The 15,168-nt window shown below is 60.1% G+C and carries 10 protein-coding genes, 2 pseudogenes and 1 other annotated feature; of the genes and pseudogenes, 10 read left to right on the forward strand and 2 right to left on the reverse strand.

The window, feature by feature from the left end; translation table 11 throughout:
* Positions 1-449: 449 nt before the first annotated feature.
* Positions 450-2,342: a methyl-accepting chemotaxis protein gene (locus tag QCE79_RS33720; RefSeq protein WP_309851896.1), complete on the reverse strand. Its 1,893-nt coding sequence runs from the start codon at positions 2,340-2,342 to the stop codon at positions 450-452.
* A 314-nt stretch (positions 2,343-2,656) separates the two neighbouring features.
* Between QCE79_RS33720 and QCE79_RS33725 the strand changes: the two genes are divergently transcribed.
* The 8 genes and pseudogenes from QCE79_RS33725 to QCE79_RS33760 all read left to right on the forward strand — a co-directional run bounded on the left by QCE79_RS33725 (position 2,657) and on the right by QCE79_RS33760 (position 11,432).
* The gene (locus QCE79_RS33725; protein WP_309851899.1) at positions 2,657-4,123 is read left to right on the forward strand and encodes a diguanylate cyclase domain-containing protein; all 1,467 of its coding nucleotides are present in this window, start codon (positions 2,657-2,659) and stop codon (positions 4,121-4,123) included.
* Between the two features lie 21 nt (positions 4,124-4,144).
* The gene (locus QCE79_RS33730; RefSeq protein ID WP_309851902.1) at positions 4,145-5,908 is read left to right on the forward strand and encodes a sensor domain-containing phosphodiesterase; all 1,764 of its coding nucleotides are present in this window, start codon (positions 4,145-4,147) and stop codon (positions 5,906-5,908) included.
* Between the two features lie 523 nt (positions 5,909-6,431).
* Complete coding sequence (locus tag QCE79_RS33735; protein ID WP_309851905.1) at positions 6,432-6,665, forward strand: hypothetical protein; 234 nt, start codon at positions 6,432-6,434, stop codon at positions 6,663-6,665.
* Positions 6,666-7,078: 413 nt separating this feature from the next.
* Positions 7,079-8,167 carry a hypothetical protein gene (locus tag QCE79_RS33740; RefSeq protein ID WP_309851908.1) on the forward strand — a complete coding sequence of 363 codons (1,089 nt, stop codon included), beginning with the start codon at positions 7,079-7,081 and terminating at the stop codon, positions 8,165-8,167.
* A 389-nt stretch (positions 8,168-8,556) separates the two neighbouring features.
* Entirely contained in the window at positions 8,557-9,186 is a 630-nt protein-coding gene (locus QCE79_RS33745; RefSeq protein WP_309851911.1) for a hypothetical protein, read from the forward strand.
* 15 nt (positions 9,187-9,201) lie between these two features.
* Positions 9,202-10,442 (forward strand): annotated as a pseudogene (locus QCE79_RS33750) (IS3 family transposase).
* Positions 9,504-9,620: a sequence feature (AL1L pseudoknot), on the forward strand. (Overlaps the previous pseudogene by 117 nt.)
* Positions 10,443-10,627: 185 nt before the next feature.
* Positions 10,628-11,029, forward strand: a complete 402-nt coding sequence (locus QCE79_RS33755; RefSeq protein WP_404989479.1) for a hypothetical protein — start codon at positions 10,628-10,630, stop codon at positions 11,027-11,029.
* A gap of 202 nt (positions 11,030-11,231) precedes the next feature.
* Entirely contained in the window at positions 11,232-11,432 is a 201-nt protein-coding gene (locus tag QCE79_RS33760; protein WP_309851913.1) for a hypothetical protein, read from the forward strand.
* Positions 11,433-11,465: 33 nt separating this feature from the next.
* On the opposite strand, the gene QCE79_RS33765 is transcribed toward QCE79_RS33760, so the two are convergent.
* A complete protein-coding gene (locus QCE79_RS33765) occupies positions 11,466-11,774 on the reverse strand; it encodes an HU family DNA-binding protein (protein WP_309851217.1) in 309 nt (102 codons plus the stop codon).
* Positions 11,775-12,404: 630 nt separating this feature from the next.
* Here QCE79_RS33765 and QCE79_RS33770 point away from each other — a divergent pair.
* Together QCE79_RS33770 and QCE79_RS33775 are read left to right on the forward strand one after the other, a co-directional pair.
* Complete coding sequence (locus tag QCE79_RS33770; protein ID WP_309851916.1) at positions 12,405-13,286, forward strand: site-specific integrase; 882 nt, start codon at positions 12,405-12,407, stop codon at positions 13,284-13,286.
* Between the two features lie 5 nt (positions 13,287-13,291).
* Positions 13,292-14,494: pseudogene (locus QCE79_RS33775) on the forward strand (IS91 family transposase).
* Positions 14,495-15,168: the final 674 nt, after the last annotated feature.

Here is a 15,168-nt window from a genome sequence, read left to right on the forward strand (position 1 = left end):
GCGGTTTCCTCCCTTGGGGCTTGTAGGACGCCTGCCCGCGGGCGTCTGGGCGAGTTGACGTGCCGATGGATCGGGGCAGGCGTCCTACAACCCTAAACAACAAGAGACGTTCGGACTTGCGCTTGATGAGCGGCTGAGTAGGGTCGTCAAGACTCATTCGCCTGTCGAGAAGCCGACGTTTCCCGGCGCCGCGTCGTGAATGACAGCGATGCGGTGAGCAGCCGCCGCACGGCTGCTTAACGCGGAACGTCCGCAAAGGCCGAATCCCTGCATCGACAGATTTGTGCGCCCCGTCGAGAACTATCCGCTCCCAGGAACGTTGATCGGCTGATTGAGTTCGAGGAAGTTATCGCCCTGGCGATCCCCAAAGGGAACCCCAGCCCGGTTGCCAGGCGAATCAGCATTCCAAGGCGACGAGACGGGCGGCCTAGACGGTAATGGATGCTGCCTCAAAGCGAAACTGAATCTACGATGCTCTCATCGAGCTGGAACTTTGCGACGATTCGACTTAGCACCTCCGCCTGTTGCTCCATCGAAGTCGCCGCAGCCGCGGCCTCTTCGACCTGCGCCGCGTTTCGCTGGGTGTTCCCGTCGATCTGCATGACTGCTTGGTTGACCTGTCCGATGCCGTCGCTCTGCTCGGCGCTCGCGTGGGCTATCTGAGTCATGATGGCGGTGACGCTTTCAACGGCCGAAACGATGTCGACCATCGACTGTTGAGCGTGTGCAACTTGACGGCTTCCCGCCTCGACGCTTTGCGATGAACCGTCGATGAGCGCCTTAATCTCTTTCGCGGCACCCGCACTTCGTTGCGCAAGAGTCCGAACTTCCGACGCCACCACCGCGAAGCCCCGGCCTTGCTCGCCGGCGCGTGCTGCTTCGACTGCGGCGTTGAGCGCGAGAATGTTGGTTTGGAACGCAATGCTGTCGATGACAGAGATGATGTCAACGATCTTGCGTGAGGATTCGGTGATCTCGTTCATGGTGCCGACAACGTCGCTCACGACGACGCCTCCTTGTCGTGCCCGCGTCGAAGCCGCAATCACTAGCTGATTGGCTTCGTTTGCGTGGGCGGCGTTCTGCTGCACGGTTGTGGTCAGTTCCTCCATGGCAGCGGCGGTTTGCTGAAGATTGGAGGCTTGTGCTTCGGTTCGCGCGGACAGGTCAAGGTTTCCCGTCGAAATCTGCCGGGATGCCGATGAAATCGCAAGCGTGCTCGCGCGCACCTCACCGATGATGTGGTTGAGCGATTCGATGAAGCGGTTGAAGGAAGCAGCCAGCACACCGACTTCGTCTTCCGTCTCGACCGGCATACGTCGCGTCAGATCTCCATGGCCCTCCGCAATTTCTCGGAGCATGGCGGCGGCACGGCCCAGCGGACCTGAAATGGACCCGCTCACGAAAATAATGATCACCACGCCGATGCCTCCGCCTACCAGCGCGGCAAGCAGCGCGGAGATCGTAGAGGTCCGCGTAATCCCGCCGAGTATTTCCGACTCGGGCACTTCGGCTACCACATAGAGATTCAACTCGGGCACGAACGAAGTGGCGACGACATGTTTTCCGTCTGCGGCTGAATAGATCGAGTGGTCGAAGCGTTTGCCACTCAACAGTCCAGACACGATCTGTTTGGTTAAGCCGCTGGCTTCCCCAAAGAAATGTCGTCCGTCGGCAAGCGCGGCGTCGGGATGGATAACATACGCGCCGTCAGGGCTGACAAGGTAGACGAAACCGTGCTGTCCGATCTTGTAACTGCGGATCGTATCCGCCAGGTCGTTCACTGACAGGCCAATCGAAGCGACGCCCGTCTTTCCGTTGGCATCGAAACGGACGTTGATAAAAAGGTTATAGGCCGGCGAAGCCTTGTCCTTGTCCAAGTCCAATTGATAAGGCTTGCCGCTGGCAAGGAAGCGATAGAACCATTGATCGCCCGGGTCGCTTCTGGATACTGTGCGGGAAGCGCCGCTGTCGCTCAGATACTTGCCGGTGGTTTCAGAAACCCACGAAATCGTTGCCGCCTTCGCTTCACGCTTGATGCGCATGGCATAGGTCTTCCAGGCATCGATACCGTTGTCTGGAAGACCTTTTTCCTCGAAGTCGAGCATAAAGGTATTCGCCGCGATTCCCTCGGTGAGCGCAAGCGGCCCCGCGATCTGGCGTAGTATGTCGTTTCGAATCTCGCCTACCGCCGCAGGCAAATCTTGCTCGACAGCGCGTTGCTTCATGCTGTTTCCAGTCAGGAATACGCTCAACGTCGTCGAAGCCATCACGAAGACCAGAACGGATATGCCCATCGAGATAATGAGCTTTTGACGAACGGAGAGACGTCTCAGGAATGTCATGAAATAGGATGTCGAGGGTAGGGAATGAGATGTTGTCAACCATGGGGCCAGAACCGGTGCTGGCCGGCGACAAGGACGCCGAAGCCGATGACCTCAGTTACGGCCGAGCAGAATCAAACTTGAGGCAGTGAGTTGCGAATTTGCGCGCCAGATGCAGCAGTGCGCGCGGCGATAGCGGCTACAGCACGCGTGCGTCGAAGGCAGGAGCATGCGCGCTCAAGTTCGGTCGCATCCGGTCGTTATACGTTATATCTCCACAATGCCAGTCTGTTCAAGAAAGCGGTCCTTTCGCACCTGGTCGGCCACCGTGTCCTATGAAGTTGCTTTCAAAAGTCAGCGCGATTTCGGTCGCGTTTGCGATAGCCGCGAGCTTCGGCATAGCTCTGACGCATGCGACATGGGGCGTGAGCAGCATCTGGCCCGCTAACGGGCTTATCGTCGGCATGCTGTTCCAGCGGCGGAAGACGCCATGGCGCGAAATGATCGGGGCTGTCGCGATCGGCGGCGTCGCCGCGAACCTTTGGCTTCATATCGACGCCGCAACGGCATTCATCTTCGCTTCGGGCAATGTCGTCGAGGTTGCCATTTTGTCGGTCGTTCTGGGAGGACACTTCGCGCCGGTGTCCCCTGTCGTGCATCCGAAGGGACTGTATCAGTTCCTCGCGCTCGCCGTGCTTGCTCCGGCGGCGGTCGCGGGAGCACTCATTGGGTTACTGTCGCATGTGCTATTGAGCTGGCCAGCCCTGACGATAGCTTTAACCTGGCTCCGCAGTGATGCGCTCGGCCTCGCGGTGTTTTTGCCTATCGGTTATATGGCAAGACGGGCATTTCGCGGACAGATACATCGATGCATATGGAATAGCACGCGACGACGTTGCGCGAGAGGACTGCTGGCGCACGGTATTGTGCTTGCCGTCAGCGCGAGCATCTTTGCTCCGAAGCATCTCATCTCGCCGTATTGGGCCCTTCCTTCCATCGTACTGGCGGTACTGTGGGCGGGCGGCTATGCCGCCATTACAGGCACCTTCATTACCGCCGCGTTCGCGGTTGTCACAACGGTCAACCACCCGGTGCAAAGCACGTTCGGGTCATTTCGCTTTCCTACGGGCGCGATTCTCGAAGTTCAGGGATTCACGCTTGCGTGCACGGTGGCGTCGTATCTCATGGCGGCGGTGTTATCCGATAGGCAACGATTCTTTCGACAGGCAACACGGGGCCATAAGAAGCAGCTTGAACTGGCGGCCAGTTTGCTCGCTGTCAATGAGGAATTGAAGGTCCTCGCGCGACTCGATCCACTGACTGGCCTGGCTAACCGGCGCAGTTTCGACGGATCGTTGAGCGACGCCCTCGCCAAGGCACGAGCAGGCGCAAGCGCAATCGGCGTGATGTTCGTCGACATCGATTGGTTCAAACGCTACAACGACCGCTACGGGCACGGGAAAGGAGATGACGCTCTGGCCGAGGTTGCGCGCGCGCTGCGCACGGTCTTTCCGGAAGGCTCTAGTATTGCCAGGCTCGGAGGCGAGGAGTTCGCGGTCATCGTGCCGGAAGGCGACGCGGCAGCACTCGTTGAGCTGGCCACAGCCGCTGTGCAGCGCATATATGATCTTTCCATCCTTCACGGTGATAGTCCTTATGGATGCCTGACCATCAGTGTCGGGGTGGCGACTTCAAGCGTCCCACCAACCGATGATGGCGCGCAATTGCTTCGCCAGGCGGACGCCGCGATGTACCGGGCAAAGCGTGACGGTCGTAACGGATATGCGACGCATCTTGAATAGGTGCATTAGACCGAGGAAGCCATGTTCATACCGCCGTATCCTGCTGACGAAGCCGAACGACTGAGTGCGTTGCGCTCCACTTACCTGTTGGACACCCGGCCTGAGTCGTTCTTCGACGACATCACGCGGCTGGCCGCCGAGATGTTCGACGTTCCGATTTCATTGGTGACGCTCGTGGACAAAGAACGGCAGTGGTTCAAGTCACGTGTAGGCTTGAAGCTCGCCGAGAGCGCCAGGGAGATTTCCTTCTGTGGCCACGCGATTCTGTCGAAAGAGCCCACCGTTGTTCTCGACGCGAATCTCGATGAGCGCTTCCACGACAATCCATTGGTCACGGGTGAGCCGAGTATCCGCTTCTATGCGGGAGCGCCTGTCGTAACCGACGACGGGTATGCCATTGGAACCCTTTGCATCATCGACAGCGAAAGCCGGCCTGTTTTCGGTGACAGCGAGCAATCGCGTCTCTCGGCGCTCGCCGGACTCATTGCACAACGAGTCGACGCATTACGCTCGAATGCATACCGCGACAACGTGACCGGTTTGCCGAATCTTGCTCGCTTCACGGACGACACCGCCCTCAGCTGCGCTTCGGCGCATGCCGTGCTCCTGGACGTCTGCACGCTGGACTACATCAATAGAATGGTTGTAGCGGTCGGACTGGAGACCGTGAACGCCGTAGCAGTGGCGACGACAAGCAGACTGATGAGGGCGCTCGGAACGGGCGTCACCCTGTACCGTATCGGCTATGCTCGTTATCTGTTCGTCACTGAAGCGTCTTGCGGCGAGATCAGCGAGATGGTTCGGAAATGCGTGAGGGCATTCGAAAGTCCCTTGATCGTCGGACGAGACTTGCCTATTGATGTCACACCGTCGGTCGGCATTGCACGAATCTGCGACACTTCCGGACCTTCCGACCTGATAGCAGCATTGATCTTCGCTTCGGAACGGGCGCGTGAAAGCCACGCAAATGCAGTTGTCTATGACCGTGAAATGGGTCTTGGCAGACATAGGACGTTTTTGCTGCTCAACTCGTTCAAAGATGCACTCGCCCGAAACCAGCTTCGGCTCGTTTATCAGCCGCGCGTGCGCCTGATCGATGGGGTATGTGTCGGCGCTGAAGCACTGGTCCGATGGCGGCATCCGCAGTTGGGCGAAATCTCTCCAGGTGAATTCGTCCCACTCATCGCGAACACCGCATTGATCAATGCACTCACGGATTGGGTACTGGCGACGGCGCTGCGGCAACTCGCTGAATGGCACATACAGCATCCGGGGCTCGTCATCTCAGTCAATGCCGTTGGCTCGGACTTGTCACGCGCCGACTTCGTGGAGCAGGTGAACGTCGCGCTTCAATCGGCCGGCGTCAGTCCACAACGACTGGAGCTCGAAGTCACGGAGGGCTCGCTCATGCTTCACACCGAGAGAAGCGCCAGCAACGTGAGCGCGCTCCGGCGGCTTGGCGTGTCCCTGGCAATCGACGACTTCGGTTCGGGATTCAGTAACCTTACGCAATTGAGTTCGCTAGACGTAGCGGCAGTGAAGATCGATCAAGCGCTGGTCAGGGCCATCATGACGAGCCCGCGCGACGCGACGATCGTGCGTTCGGTCATTCGACTGGTTCACGAATTAGGGTATAAGGCCGTCGCGGAAGGTGCGGAGACCGCCGAGATACTTGGTCAGGTCCGTGATTGGGGATGCGACGAAATCCAGGGCTACTTCATTGGACGCCCAATGGAAGAAGACGTCTTCGCGGCATGGCTCGCGGGGTCAGTCTGTCAGCTTTAGCCCTAGCTACAGCGCGCATCGGCGCATGTGCAATGGGCCTCCGGGGAAAGCCTTATCAGCGATCGGCGACTGCCAAGTGGAAAGACCGGAAGGAAGCGGATAGCAGCCGGAACTCCACCAGAACTTTGACGTCCGCAAAGGCCGAACAGGGAGCAGTGCCGCCTGCTTTGCTTCGCCGGTCCTGTTCACAGCGGTCGTCCACTCAGGCTGACGACGTTCCAACGCAACTCTGCGTCGATCCATCGACTGCCGAAAGCGACGTTTTTCAATGCGCTCAAGTTCGCCGACGCCCGAATAGGCGTTCAGTCCGCGGGGCAACGCGGCGCGCGCCACAGTAACACGTCCAGTGGCCTGATATTATTTCCCCGCACCCGTTGAGTACACTTTCTTTCCGTCTTCGCCGATGTCATCCCGCCGCCCCTCCGCGCGAACTGCCCGGTCGCTGTTTCGAAAACCTCTCAGCAAAGAGATGTTGCTTCCCCTCCCTTCGTCAGCGGCACGGACCGTCGCATTATCGAACCACTTGACGTTCGCGGCGTGTCAATCCGGCGCTGGATCGGCGTATCTCTTCAATGAGCTTGTCCAACTCCTCTACGTCACCTTCTTTGTGCAAGATGCGGGCTATGGGGACACGGATTTAATCATCTATGCACGCGCTGAAGCAGTTCTCGAGCGCGGCTTGCAACGCGCCGAAGTCGAGCGACTGTGGGAACTTGAGGCGGCCGAGCTACCGTCGTTTCAAGCGGTGCTGCAATAGGCCGACCGCCAACTAGCAAGCGCGCCAAAGTACGTTCATGCCGATGCACGAGACCGGCTCAAGCGGTTTGCCGCCAGCGGACGCGCCTCGCCGCTCAAGTCCACCGCGTCGCGCCACTGACGGCGATAAGGTCATCCAGTAACGAACGCGCCATCACCTCGCCCCTACCCGCGATTCACGAGAGTCGTTCACGTGGAGGACGGCCGATATAATAGTTGCCGGAATCTTACGCATTGCATCGGAGTTCTCCTATGAGTCAAACCCGCGGACCAAATGCGGGATATCGGGGCAAGCCAAACAGTCGACGCCAACCACATCACCTGGCGAGTCCAAATCGCGCACCGCGAGACCAACCTCCTTTAAGAGCGCGTGACGACGGGCCCACGCAGGCGTCCATTATCAAGACTCGTTCGTTGAAATTCCTCGTCGATGCAGTCGGCGCGGAGAATATTGCTTTGGCACTTGAGTCCAGCTTGGCCCGAATCGCAGAACTGCTACGAGGAGAGCGATTCACGCCCGAGACCGCGTTCCACATGGAAACTACGCTTGGGCTACCGTCCGGCTTTTTCGACCAATCTCATCCACTTCTTTCGTCGGAGACGATTGCGCGCCTGAAGGTGCCGCTCGAGTTCGTCCATACGGACGAGTTCAGCCACGAAGGGGACGTCGGGGAAGCACCCGTCCTTCCAAGTGCGCAGAAGCCTTCGCTGCTTGCCAGCAGTTTGTCCGAGGACACCACAATGTCGTCTAAGAGTTCGAAAGAAGTGTTGGGCGCGCCCAAGACCCGCGCCCAAAAGCTTTCAGAGCGGGAAAGCGGTCAACCTTCCGGAGAAGGAAATTCGCCCAAACCGCACCGATCGCATCAAGCGGCCGGGCGGAAGCAGTCCCAAGCGAGCGGCGGTGCGACAGTAGAGAGTATCAGGCAGGCCAACCTTCACGTTCTTACCACACGCAACGGTTCAAAGGTCAAGCTCGGCGCAGTCTTGGGTCTAGGCGGATCGAATATGGCGCACCGACTGCACGGAAAGAAGCGCATGGATGATGCTGAAGCCGAGCGCTTCACCGCGGGGCTCGGTTTGCCTGCGGGCTGGTTAGACACACCTCGCTCTGTAGCCGACATTCCCGAGTCCGTCGCGCTGCTGCTTGCGCCCGCATCACGCGTGCGCGCGCCCGGTCGAGCACCCGCGCCAACCGCCGCGGTACCGTATGAGGACACCCAAGCCACCGCCGCTCCGACCGACGAGATCGACCGCGCCCTGCCCACCTCTGCGAGCAGCCCGAACAGTGAAGCATTGCCAGCCGATACCGCGGGGACGACGGCGCAGCACGCGTTCACAACGAAAACGTCATCAATTCATCCGTCACCCGCGACGACGGTTTCGTCGAACGCGCCGAGCCAGGAACGCCAGCAGCCATCGCCGCACCGGCGGAGTCCCTGCCCGCATTCTCGATGGCAAAGCCTACAGCCACGCCACCCTCCGCCACTTTGGGAACCAGCTTAGCCGGTCTTGACGGAATCGCACCTATCGCAGAGGCGCTCTTGAAGACGCTCGCGGGCAAGGCACGCTCCGGTCGCTTGGACGAACTGAAAGCGTTGGAGCTATTGCAACAAGCCGTCCTGCTATAACAGGGACGTCTGGAACTATCGTCTAGCCACGTCGGTAACAGGCGGTGATCGAGCTGACGGCCGAGCAGTTGCATTGGCTGCTCGACGGCATCGACATGGACGCAGTACGCCGCCGTCCGATGCTGCGGTACCGTCACGCGAGCTTGATGCCGATACCCGTGCTGTCGCCCTTCAAACTTCGAACCACACAGGTCGCTTGCGCAGCCGGCATCCGGCTAAAATATCGCCTTGGTTTCGACTCCCGCGACAACCGGAAGCTCTCTCATGACCAAGGCGATCCGCCAGGCCGTCAGCATCGCGCCGGGCCACAACCAGGCTAGCCTGTCCCGGGGACAGAAGGCATTCAACACCCTGATCAGACAGATCGAGAAGCGCCGTGACCGTCTGCGGGCGTGGGAGACCGTCATGCCGGCGTTCCAGAAAAAGTACATTGACGAACTATTGCCTCTCGAACGGGAATCGACGGATCTGCACGTCAAGATGGTTTATCGGCTCGATGGTGCCTTCGACCAGAAAGGACTGACCAAGGCCGAGCGGCGCACCATCTCGGAGCTGATCGCCGGCCTGGCTGGCGATCTGATCGAGGAAAGCGACGATGCGCAGTTGAAGGTCATTTACAACAGACATAGCCAATCCGACTACGATAGCGAAGCGGCGGCCGAACTCGAGGATATGAAGTTGGCGCTCGAGGCAATGCTCGGCGTTGAACTGGGTGACGACATCGACATGAGTTCGCCCGACGAAGTCTTGCAGCGCGCGCATGCCAGAATGGAAGAGCAGCACACGCAGGAAGCAGCCGCAAATCAGGCTCGGGAAGCGCGACGCGCCAAACGGAAGAAGTCGGCAAAACTGAACCGCACCGGGAATGTAGGAGACTTCGGATCTTGGCTGTAATTGGAGATTTGAAGTATGGAAAACGAAAGCAGGGCAAGGAAGCCCACCGGGACGCGATATTCGGATGAGGTCCGTGAGCGAGCGGTGCGAATGGTGTTCGAGCACCAATACGAGTATCAAACGCAGGGGGCGGCGATCCGCTCGATCGCCTCGAAGATGGGGATGTCGCGCGAGACGCTTCGCAACTGGATCATTCAGGCTGAGCGCGACCGTGGCCAACGAGCGGGCGCGACAACTTCGGAGCTAGCGCGTCTGAAGGAACTGGAGCGCGAGAATCGTGAACTGCGCACGACCAACGAGATCCTGCGCAAGGCCTCCGCATATTTCGCGCAGGCGGAGCTCGACCGCCGATCGAAGCCGTGATCGCGTTCATCGACGAGCATCGCGACGTCTACGGTATCGAGCCGATCTGCCGCCTGCTGCCGATCGCGCCGTCGACGTATTACCGCCACGCCGGGCGGCGCAGCGATCCGGAGCAATGGCCAGCACGAGCGCGTCGCGATATTAAACTGAAGGCCCTCATCCGGGCGGTCTGGGACGAGAACTTCGGCGTGTATGGAGTGCGCAAGGTCTGGCGCCAGTTGTTGCGCGATGGCGTAAAGGTCGCGCGCTGCACGGTTGCGCGCCTGATGAAGGTGATGGGCCTCGAAGGTGTGCGGCGTGGGCGCCGGATCAAGACGACGCAGCGCGACGATGCGGTGCCGTGCCCGCTGGACCGGGTCAAACGTCAGTTCCGGGCCGAGCGGCCTAACGCGCTGTGGGTCGCAGATTTTACCTACTGCTGGACATGGTCGGGCTTTGTCTACGTGGCCTTCGTGACCGATGTGTTTGCGCGCCGTATCGTCGGCTGGCGCGTGTCGGCATTGATGAAGACTGACTTCGTGCTGGATGCGCTGAATTAGGCGTTACACGATCGCCAGCCACCGCCCGGGCTCATTCATCATAGCGATCACGGGTCGCAATATCTCAGCATTCGGTACACCGAACGTTTGGTGGACGTGGGCGTTGAGCCATCAGTCGGAACTGTCGGCGACTCTTACGACAACGCTCTGGCCGAAACGATCAACGGCTTGTAAAAGACCGAAGTCGTGCATCGCCGTTCATGGCGTACGCACCAGGATGTCGAACTCGCCACGCTCGAATGGGTGCACTGGTACAACCACCATCGGTTGCTCGGCCCGCTCGGGTACGTATCGCCTGCGGAAGCAGAGGAAGTCTACAATCGGAATCTGGTGCGCTCCGCTCGCGCGGCGTAGCGCCGAACTCGGCGGTCTCCGACAAAGCCGGGGCGGTTCAAAACAGCTCGCCGCGCAGGCCAAGCAGGAAGCAGAGCAGGCAGAGTTGAGCCAGTCTATCCGCGAGGTCTATCGAAAACTCGCCAGCGCTTTACATCCTGATCGCGAAGCGGATCCTCAGGAACCGCGAACGCAAGACCGGGCTGATGCAGCGGGCCAACCAGGCTTACGGCAAAAACGATCTCCTGAAATTGCTGGAATTGCAACTGGAGCTCGAGCACATCGACCAGCGCGCCATCAATGTCATCAGCGAAGATCGACTAAAGCATTACAACAAGATCCTCAGGGAGCAGCTCGGCGAACTGGACCAGGAAATCCTGCACGTCGAGGCCGGCTTCAGGCATGCCTACGGAATTCCTCCATTCGCTGAAGTATCTCCCGGGACCGTCTTGCGCAATCTCTCGAATGACATCGTCGGGCTCCGGCAAAGCATGCGCGATCTGGAAGCAGATCTGCATGTGTTTGAAGACCTCAAGCAATTCAAAAGCTGGTTGAAGCACCTGAAACGTCGGCAGGCCGCGCTCCATTTCGACGAGATGCCATTCTGACATTCATGCGTTTCGCATGAATATGCCCGTTGTGGGGTGAATGGAGCGCTTGCGCTGACCGCGAACACACTGCGAGCCGTGGACGAAGGACGACCGGATGGCAGTCGGCGGCTCGGTGCGAATCTGAAGAGACAAGAACAAAAGGGTCGCGGTGAATCGCGCAACGTTGGATAATCGGTCAAGCCCGTATTGCAATACGCCTATGCCCCGCTCCGCTGATCGCCCTATCAAGCGCAAGCCGCCTCGCGGCACACTGGCTCACTACCGAGACCGGATCGTTGAGGTGCTCGGCGAAGCGCGCGGGCAACGCGTCATGATCCGTTCTGTCCACGAGGACGGAACCGAGCGACGCACGGCGATCAAGCTCGTGAATCTGTTGCCGTTGGACAGCCAGCTTTTCTGACGAACGGGGCGGAGCCTCCTCGCCCCGTTTGCCTTACGCGCCGTTGACTGCGTCCTTGAACGCTTTGCCGGCCGTGAACTTCACCGTTTTCGCGGCAGCGATTTGAACCGTCTCGCCAGTCTGGGGATTCCGGCCGGTCCGCGCCGCACGCGCGCCGGTGGAGAAGCTGCCAAACCCGATCAACTGAACCGGCTTCCCCTCGGCCACTTCGCGCGAGATCGTGCTCACAACGGCGTTGATCGTCTCTTCCACGGCGGCCTTGCTGGTTCCCGCCTGTGCGGCGACCGCGTCGATCAGTTCCTGCTTGTTCATTCGGCTTTCCTCTTTGGAATCGACTGTCATCTTACCGGACGCGGGCGAGCACCCAGGTCAACGCGTGTAACGATTGATACATGCGCGCCGTGAGGCGCATCGAGGCGAAGTGGCTAGAAGGTGCACGGCTATGGTTGGCGTGTGCAGATGGCCCAGGGTCGTCACCCACGTTGAGGTAAGCGTCGCGCGGCGCCGCGGAACAATTACGCTGCGCGGAGGCAGCTACCAGCTTGCGGTTTGCCGACCCTCCGGCGCAACGCCACGCTAATCAAATGAACTGCCGCGGCTAGGCTACGGCCTCGGCGACCGGCACCGACGACGCGCGGAATCGCCTGTCGCGCCGACGCAATCCGTCTGTCTAGCACTCGATCTCCGCGGTTCGCTTAAGAAAGGGGCACAGCGGGCAAAGGAACGCCAGATATGTTGCCCGGCAACGCGATTCGGACTTGCAGGCCCCGCGGAACGACGCAAGCCGACCACAATCAGCGCCGTCTCAGCGCTTCCCATGCGTGATAAGTCGTATTGAACTAACCCGCTGACGCGGGAGGAGGCGGTCGGCCAGTCGCATTGGCTGCTCGAGGACCGTTGGCGCGGCATCTCCGTTCGGGTGGACCATGGCAGGGCAGTTTGCTGCCGTGCCCATTTTCAGCGGAGTCCACCATGACACCCCTACGTCGACGCATGATTGAGGATATGCGTGTGCGCAACCTCGCCGCCAACACGCAGCGCGCTTACCTTCAGCAGGTGAGCGCCTTTGCCCAGCACTTCGGGCGTTCCCCTGAACTACTGGGCCTCGAGGAGGTGCATCTCTGGCAAGTGCACCTGATCGAGGTGCAGCGGCGCTCATCTAGCACCCTGGTGGTGGCCACTGCAGCGCTGCGCTTCCTGTACAACATCACGCTCAAACGCGATTGGTCAGTGGACGAGATTCCCATGTCCAGGACGCCGCGCAAGCTGCCGGTGATCCTCAGTCAGGAGGAAGTCAGCCAATTTCTCGAAGCGATCCGCAGCGTCAAGCATCGTACCGTGCTGATGGCGGCCTACGCCGCGGGCCTACGTGTCTCGGAGGCCACCCAGCTGAAGGTCAGCGACATTGATAGCGAACGCATGACGCTGCGTGTCGAACAGGGCAAGGGGCATGCCGACCGCTACGTGATGCTCTCGCCACGACTGCTGGAAATTCTGCGCAATTACTGGTGCATTGGTCGGCCCCAGTGCTGGTTGTTCCCCGGCCGCTTCCCGGATCAGCCCGTGGGTGCCGACGTGATACGGAAGGCCTGCCAGGACGCTCGCCGCCGCGCCGGTATCAGCAAGCCCATCACGCCGCATTCTTTGCGTCATGCGTTCGCCACGCACCTGCTCGAATCCGGCACCGACGTGCGCACCATACAATTGCTGCTCGGTCATTGCAGCCTCGCCACCACCTCTGTCTATCTGAAGGTCGCAACCAGCACCGTCTGCGCGACGACCAGTCCGTTCGATCGACTGCCTCAGCAACCCACCACGCTCGTCTGCCCCGAGCCATCGCGCACGACCGACTGAGTGCGATGATGCGCGCCGCGCTGGAACTAGCGGACGTTCTGCGTCGTCACGGCCCCGCCTATCGGGAAGTGCACGCCGCCTCGCTTAGCCGCGAGCAGCATCGCGTCATGGCCGCGATCGAGCAATGTCGTACGGCCGCGTTGGGTGGCCACGTCGAACAGTGTGACACCTGCGGGCATCAGCGCATCGCCTACAACTCTTGCGGTAATCGGCACTGTCCGAAGTGTCAGTCGTTCGCCCGCGCACAATAGCTCGAGGACCGCCAAGCTGATCTGCTGCCTGTGCCGTACTTCCACGTTGTCTTCACGCTTCCCGAGCAGATCGCGTCCATCGCCTTCCAGAACAAGCGGGTAGTCTACGACCTCCTGTTCCAGGCCACCGCCGAAACACTGCACACGATCGCAGCCGACCGACACCATCTCGGCGCGACGATCGGTTTTATCGCGATTCTGCACACTTGGGGGCAGAATCTTGTGCATCATCCTCATTTGCACTGCGTTGTCCCGGGCGGTGGCCTCGCTTCCGACGGCGCCCGCTGGGTGGCGTGCAAGCCAGGTTTCTTCTTGCCCGTGCGGGTGCTTTCGCGTCTGTTTCGACGACTGTTCTTAGAGCGGTTGCAGCATGCCTTCGACATGGGCGAGTTGCGCTTCTTCTCCTCGCTCGCGCACCTCGCCGAACGGAGCGAATTCGCTCGCTATCTCGCCGGTCCGCGGCGCGCCGAATGGGTGGTCTACGCGAAGGAGCCGTTTGGCGGCCCGCAGCAGGTCCTTGATTATCTCGGACGCTATACTCACCGCGTTGCGATCTCCAACAACCGCCTCATCGGTTTGACTGACGGACGCGTTACTTTCCGCTGGAAGGATTATCGCCATCCGGGCCGGTCACGCGTGATGGGGCTGGACGCCCACGAATTTATTCGACGCTTCCTGCTGCACGTGTTACCGCGCGGGTTGCAACGCATCCGTCACTATGGGTTGCTCTGCAATCGCTTGCGTGAGGCTAAGTTGAGTGTGTGCCGCCATCTCCTCAACGTCGAGCCTGTTCGCGTGACTTGCCACGCACCAGAACCCGACTATCGCGACCGCTACGCGAAACTCACAGGTCGTTCGCTCGACGTCTGTCCTGTATGTTCGCGCGGGCGCATGCTCTGCATCGAGCGCTTATTACTTGGTGCGCCACCGCGAGCACCCCCAGCGAATCGTCGATGAATCCCGATCCGCTCACATCCAACACCGATTCCCGTGCGTCCCGCGGACGCCGGTGGAATCGCTCGGCCAAAAGCCGTCGACCGTCTCATGAAGCACCTCGCATCGCCTGTTTATCGCGTGCGCTGCGCGGGCTTCTCTTCACTAGAATTGGCCGAGAGCGATCCGTCCCGGACGCTGCGAATACTGTCGGCTCGTACATCGCATACGCACTTCGATTCAATACTCATAGCCCCCCGTCTGCGGAGCGGCTTAGCTCAAAGAATTCTTAACGAAGTACAGACGGCCCTTACGTTGTGCCAATGCGGACCCATTGCGCCGTCTGTACTTCGTTAAGAATCCTCTGCATTAGCAGGAATAGCTTTAATGCCGGTCTCCGATGTCAGTGCCATCGCCGTGAATAGACCGTCCGCTAAGGCCGATTAGCGAGCAGCGGGGCCCTTCTCTTTGCCCCGACTTCGTTGACGGGCCGGGAATCGCCGCAAAACCGGCAAGCAATGAGCCTTGTGATGGTTGCCGCGCCGCGGTTCAAGGCCGCCCGTCATCGCGGATCTGGTCTGTGGAGACACACGCCGACAGCAGATTGTCACCGTCTTTGCCGATCCGGCTGCTTGCCTCATCAATGCCAACATCGCGCACGGAGTGCGCGAACGCTTTCCGCTAGGCCTTGCAAGGTG

Origin of the sequence: Caballeronia sp. LZ003, from assembly GCF_031451465.1 — a bacterium.
Lineage (GTDB): Bacteria > Pseudomonadota > Gammaproteobacteria > Burkholderiales > Burkholderiaceae > Caballeronia.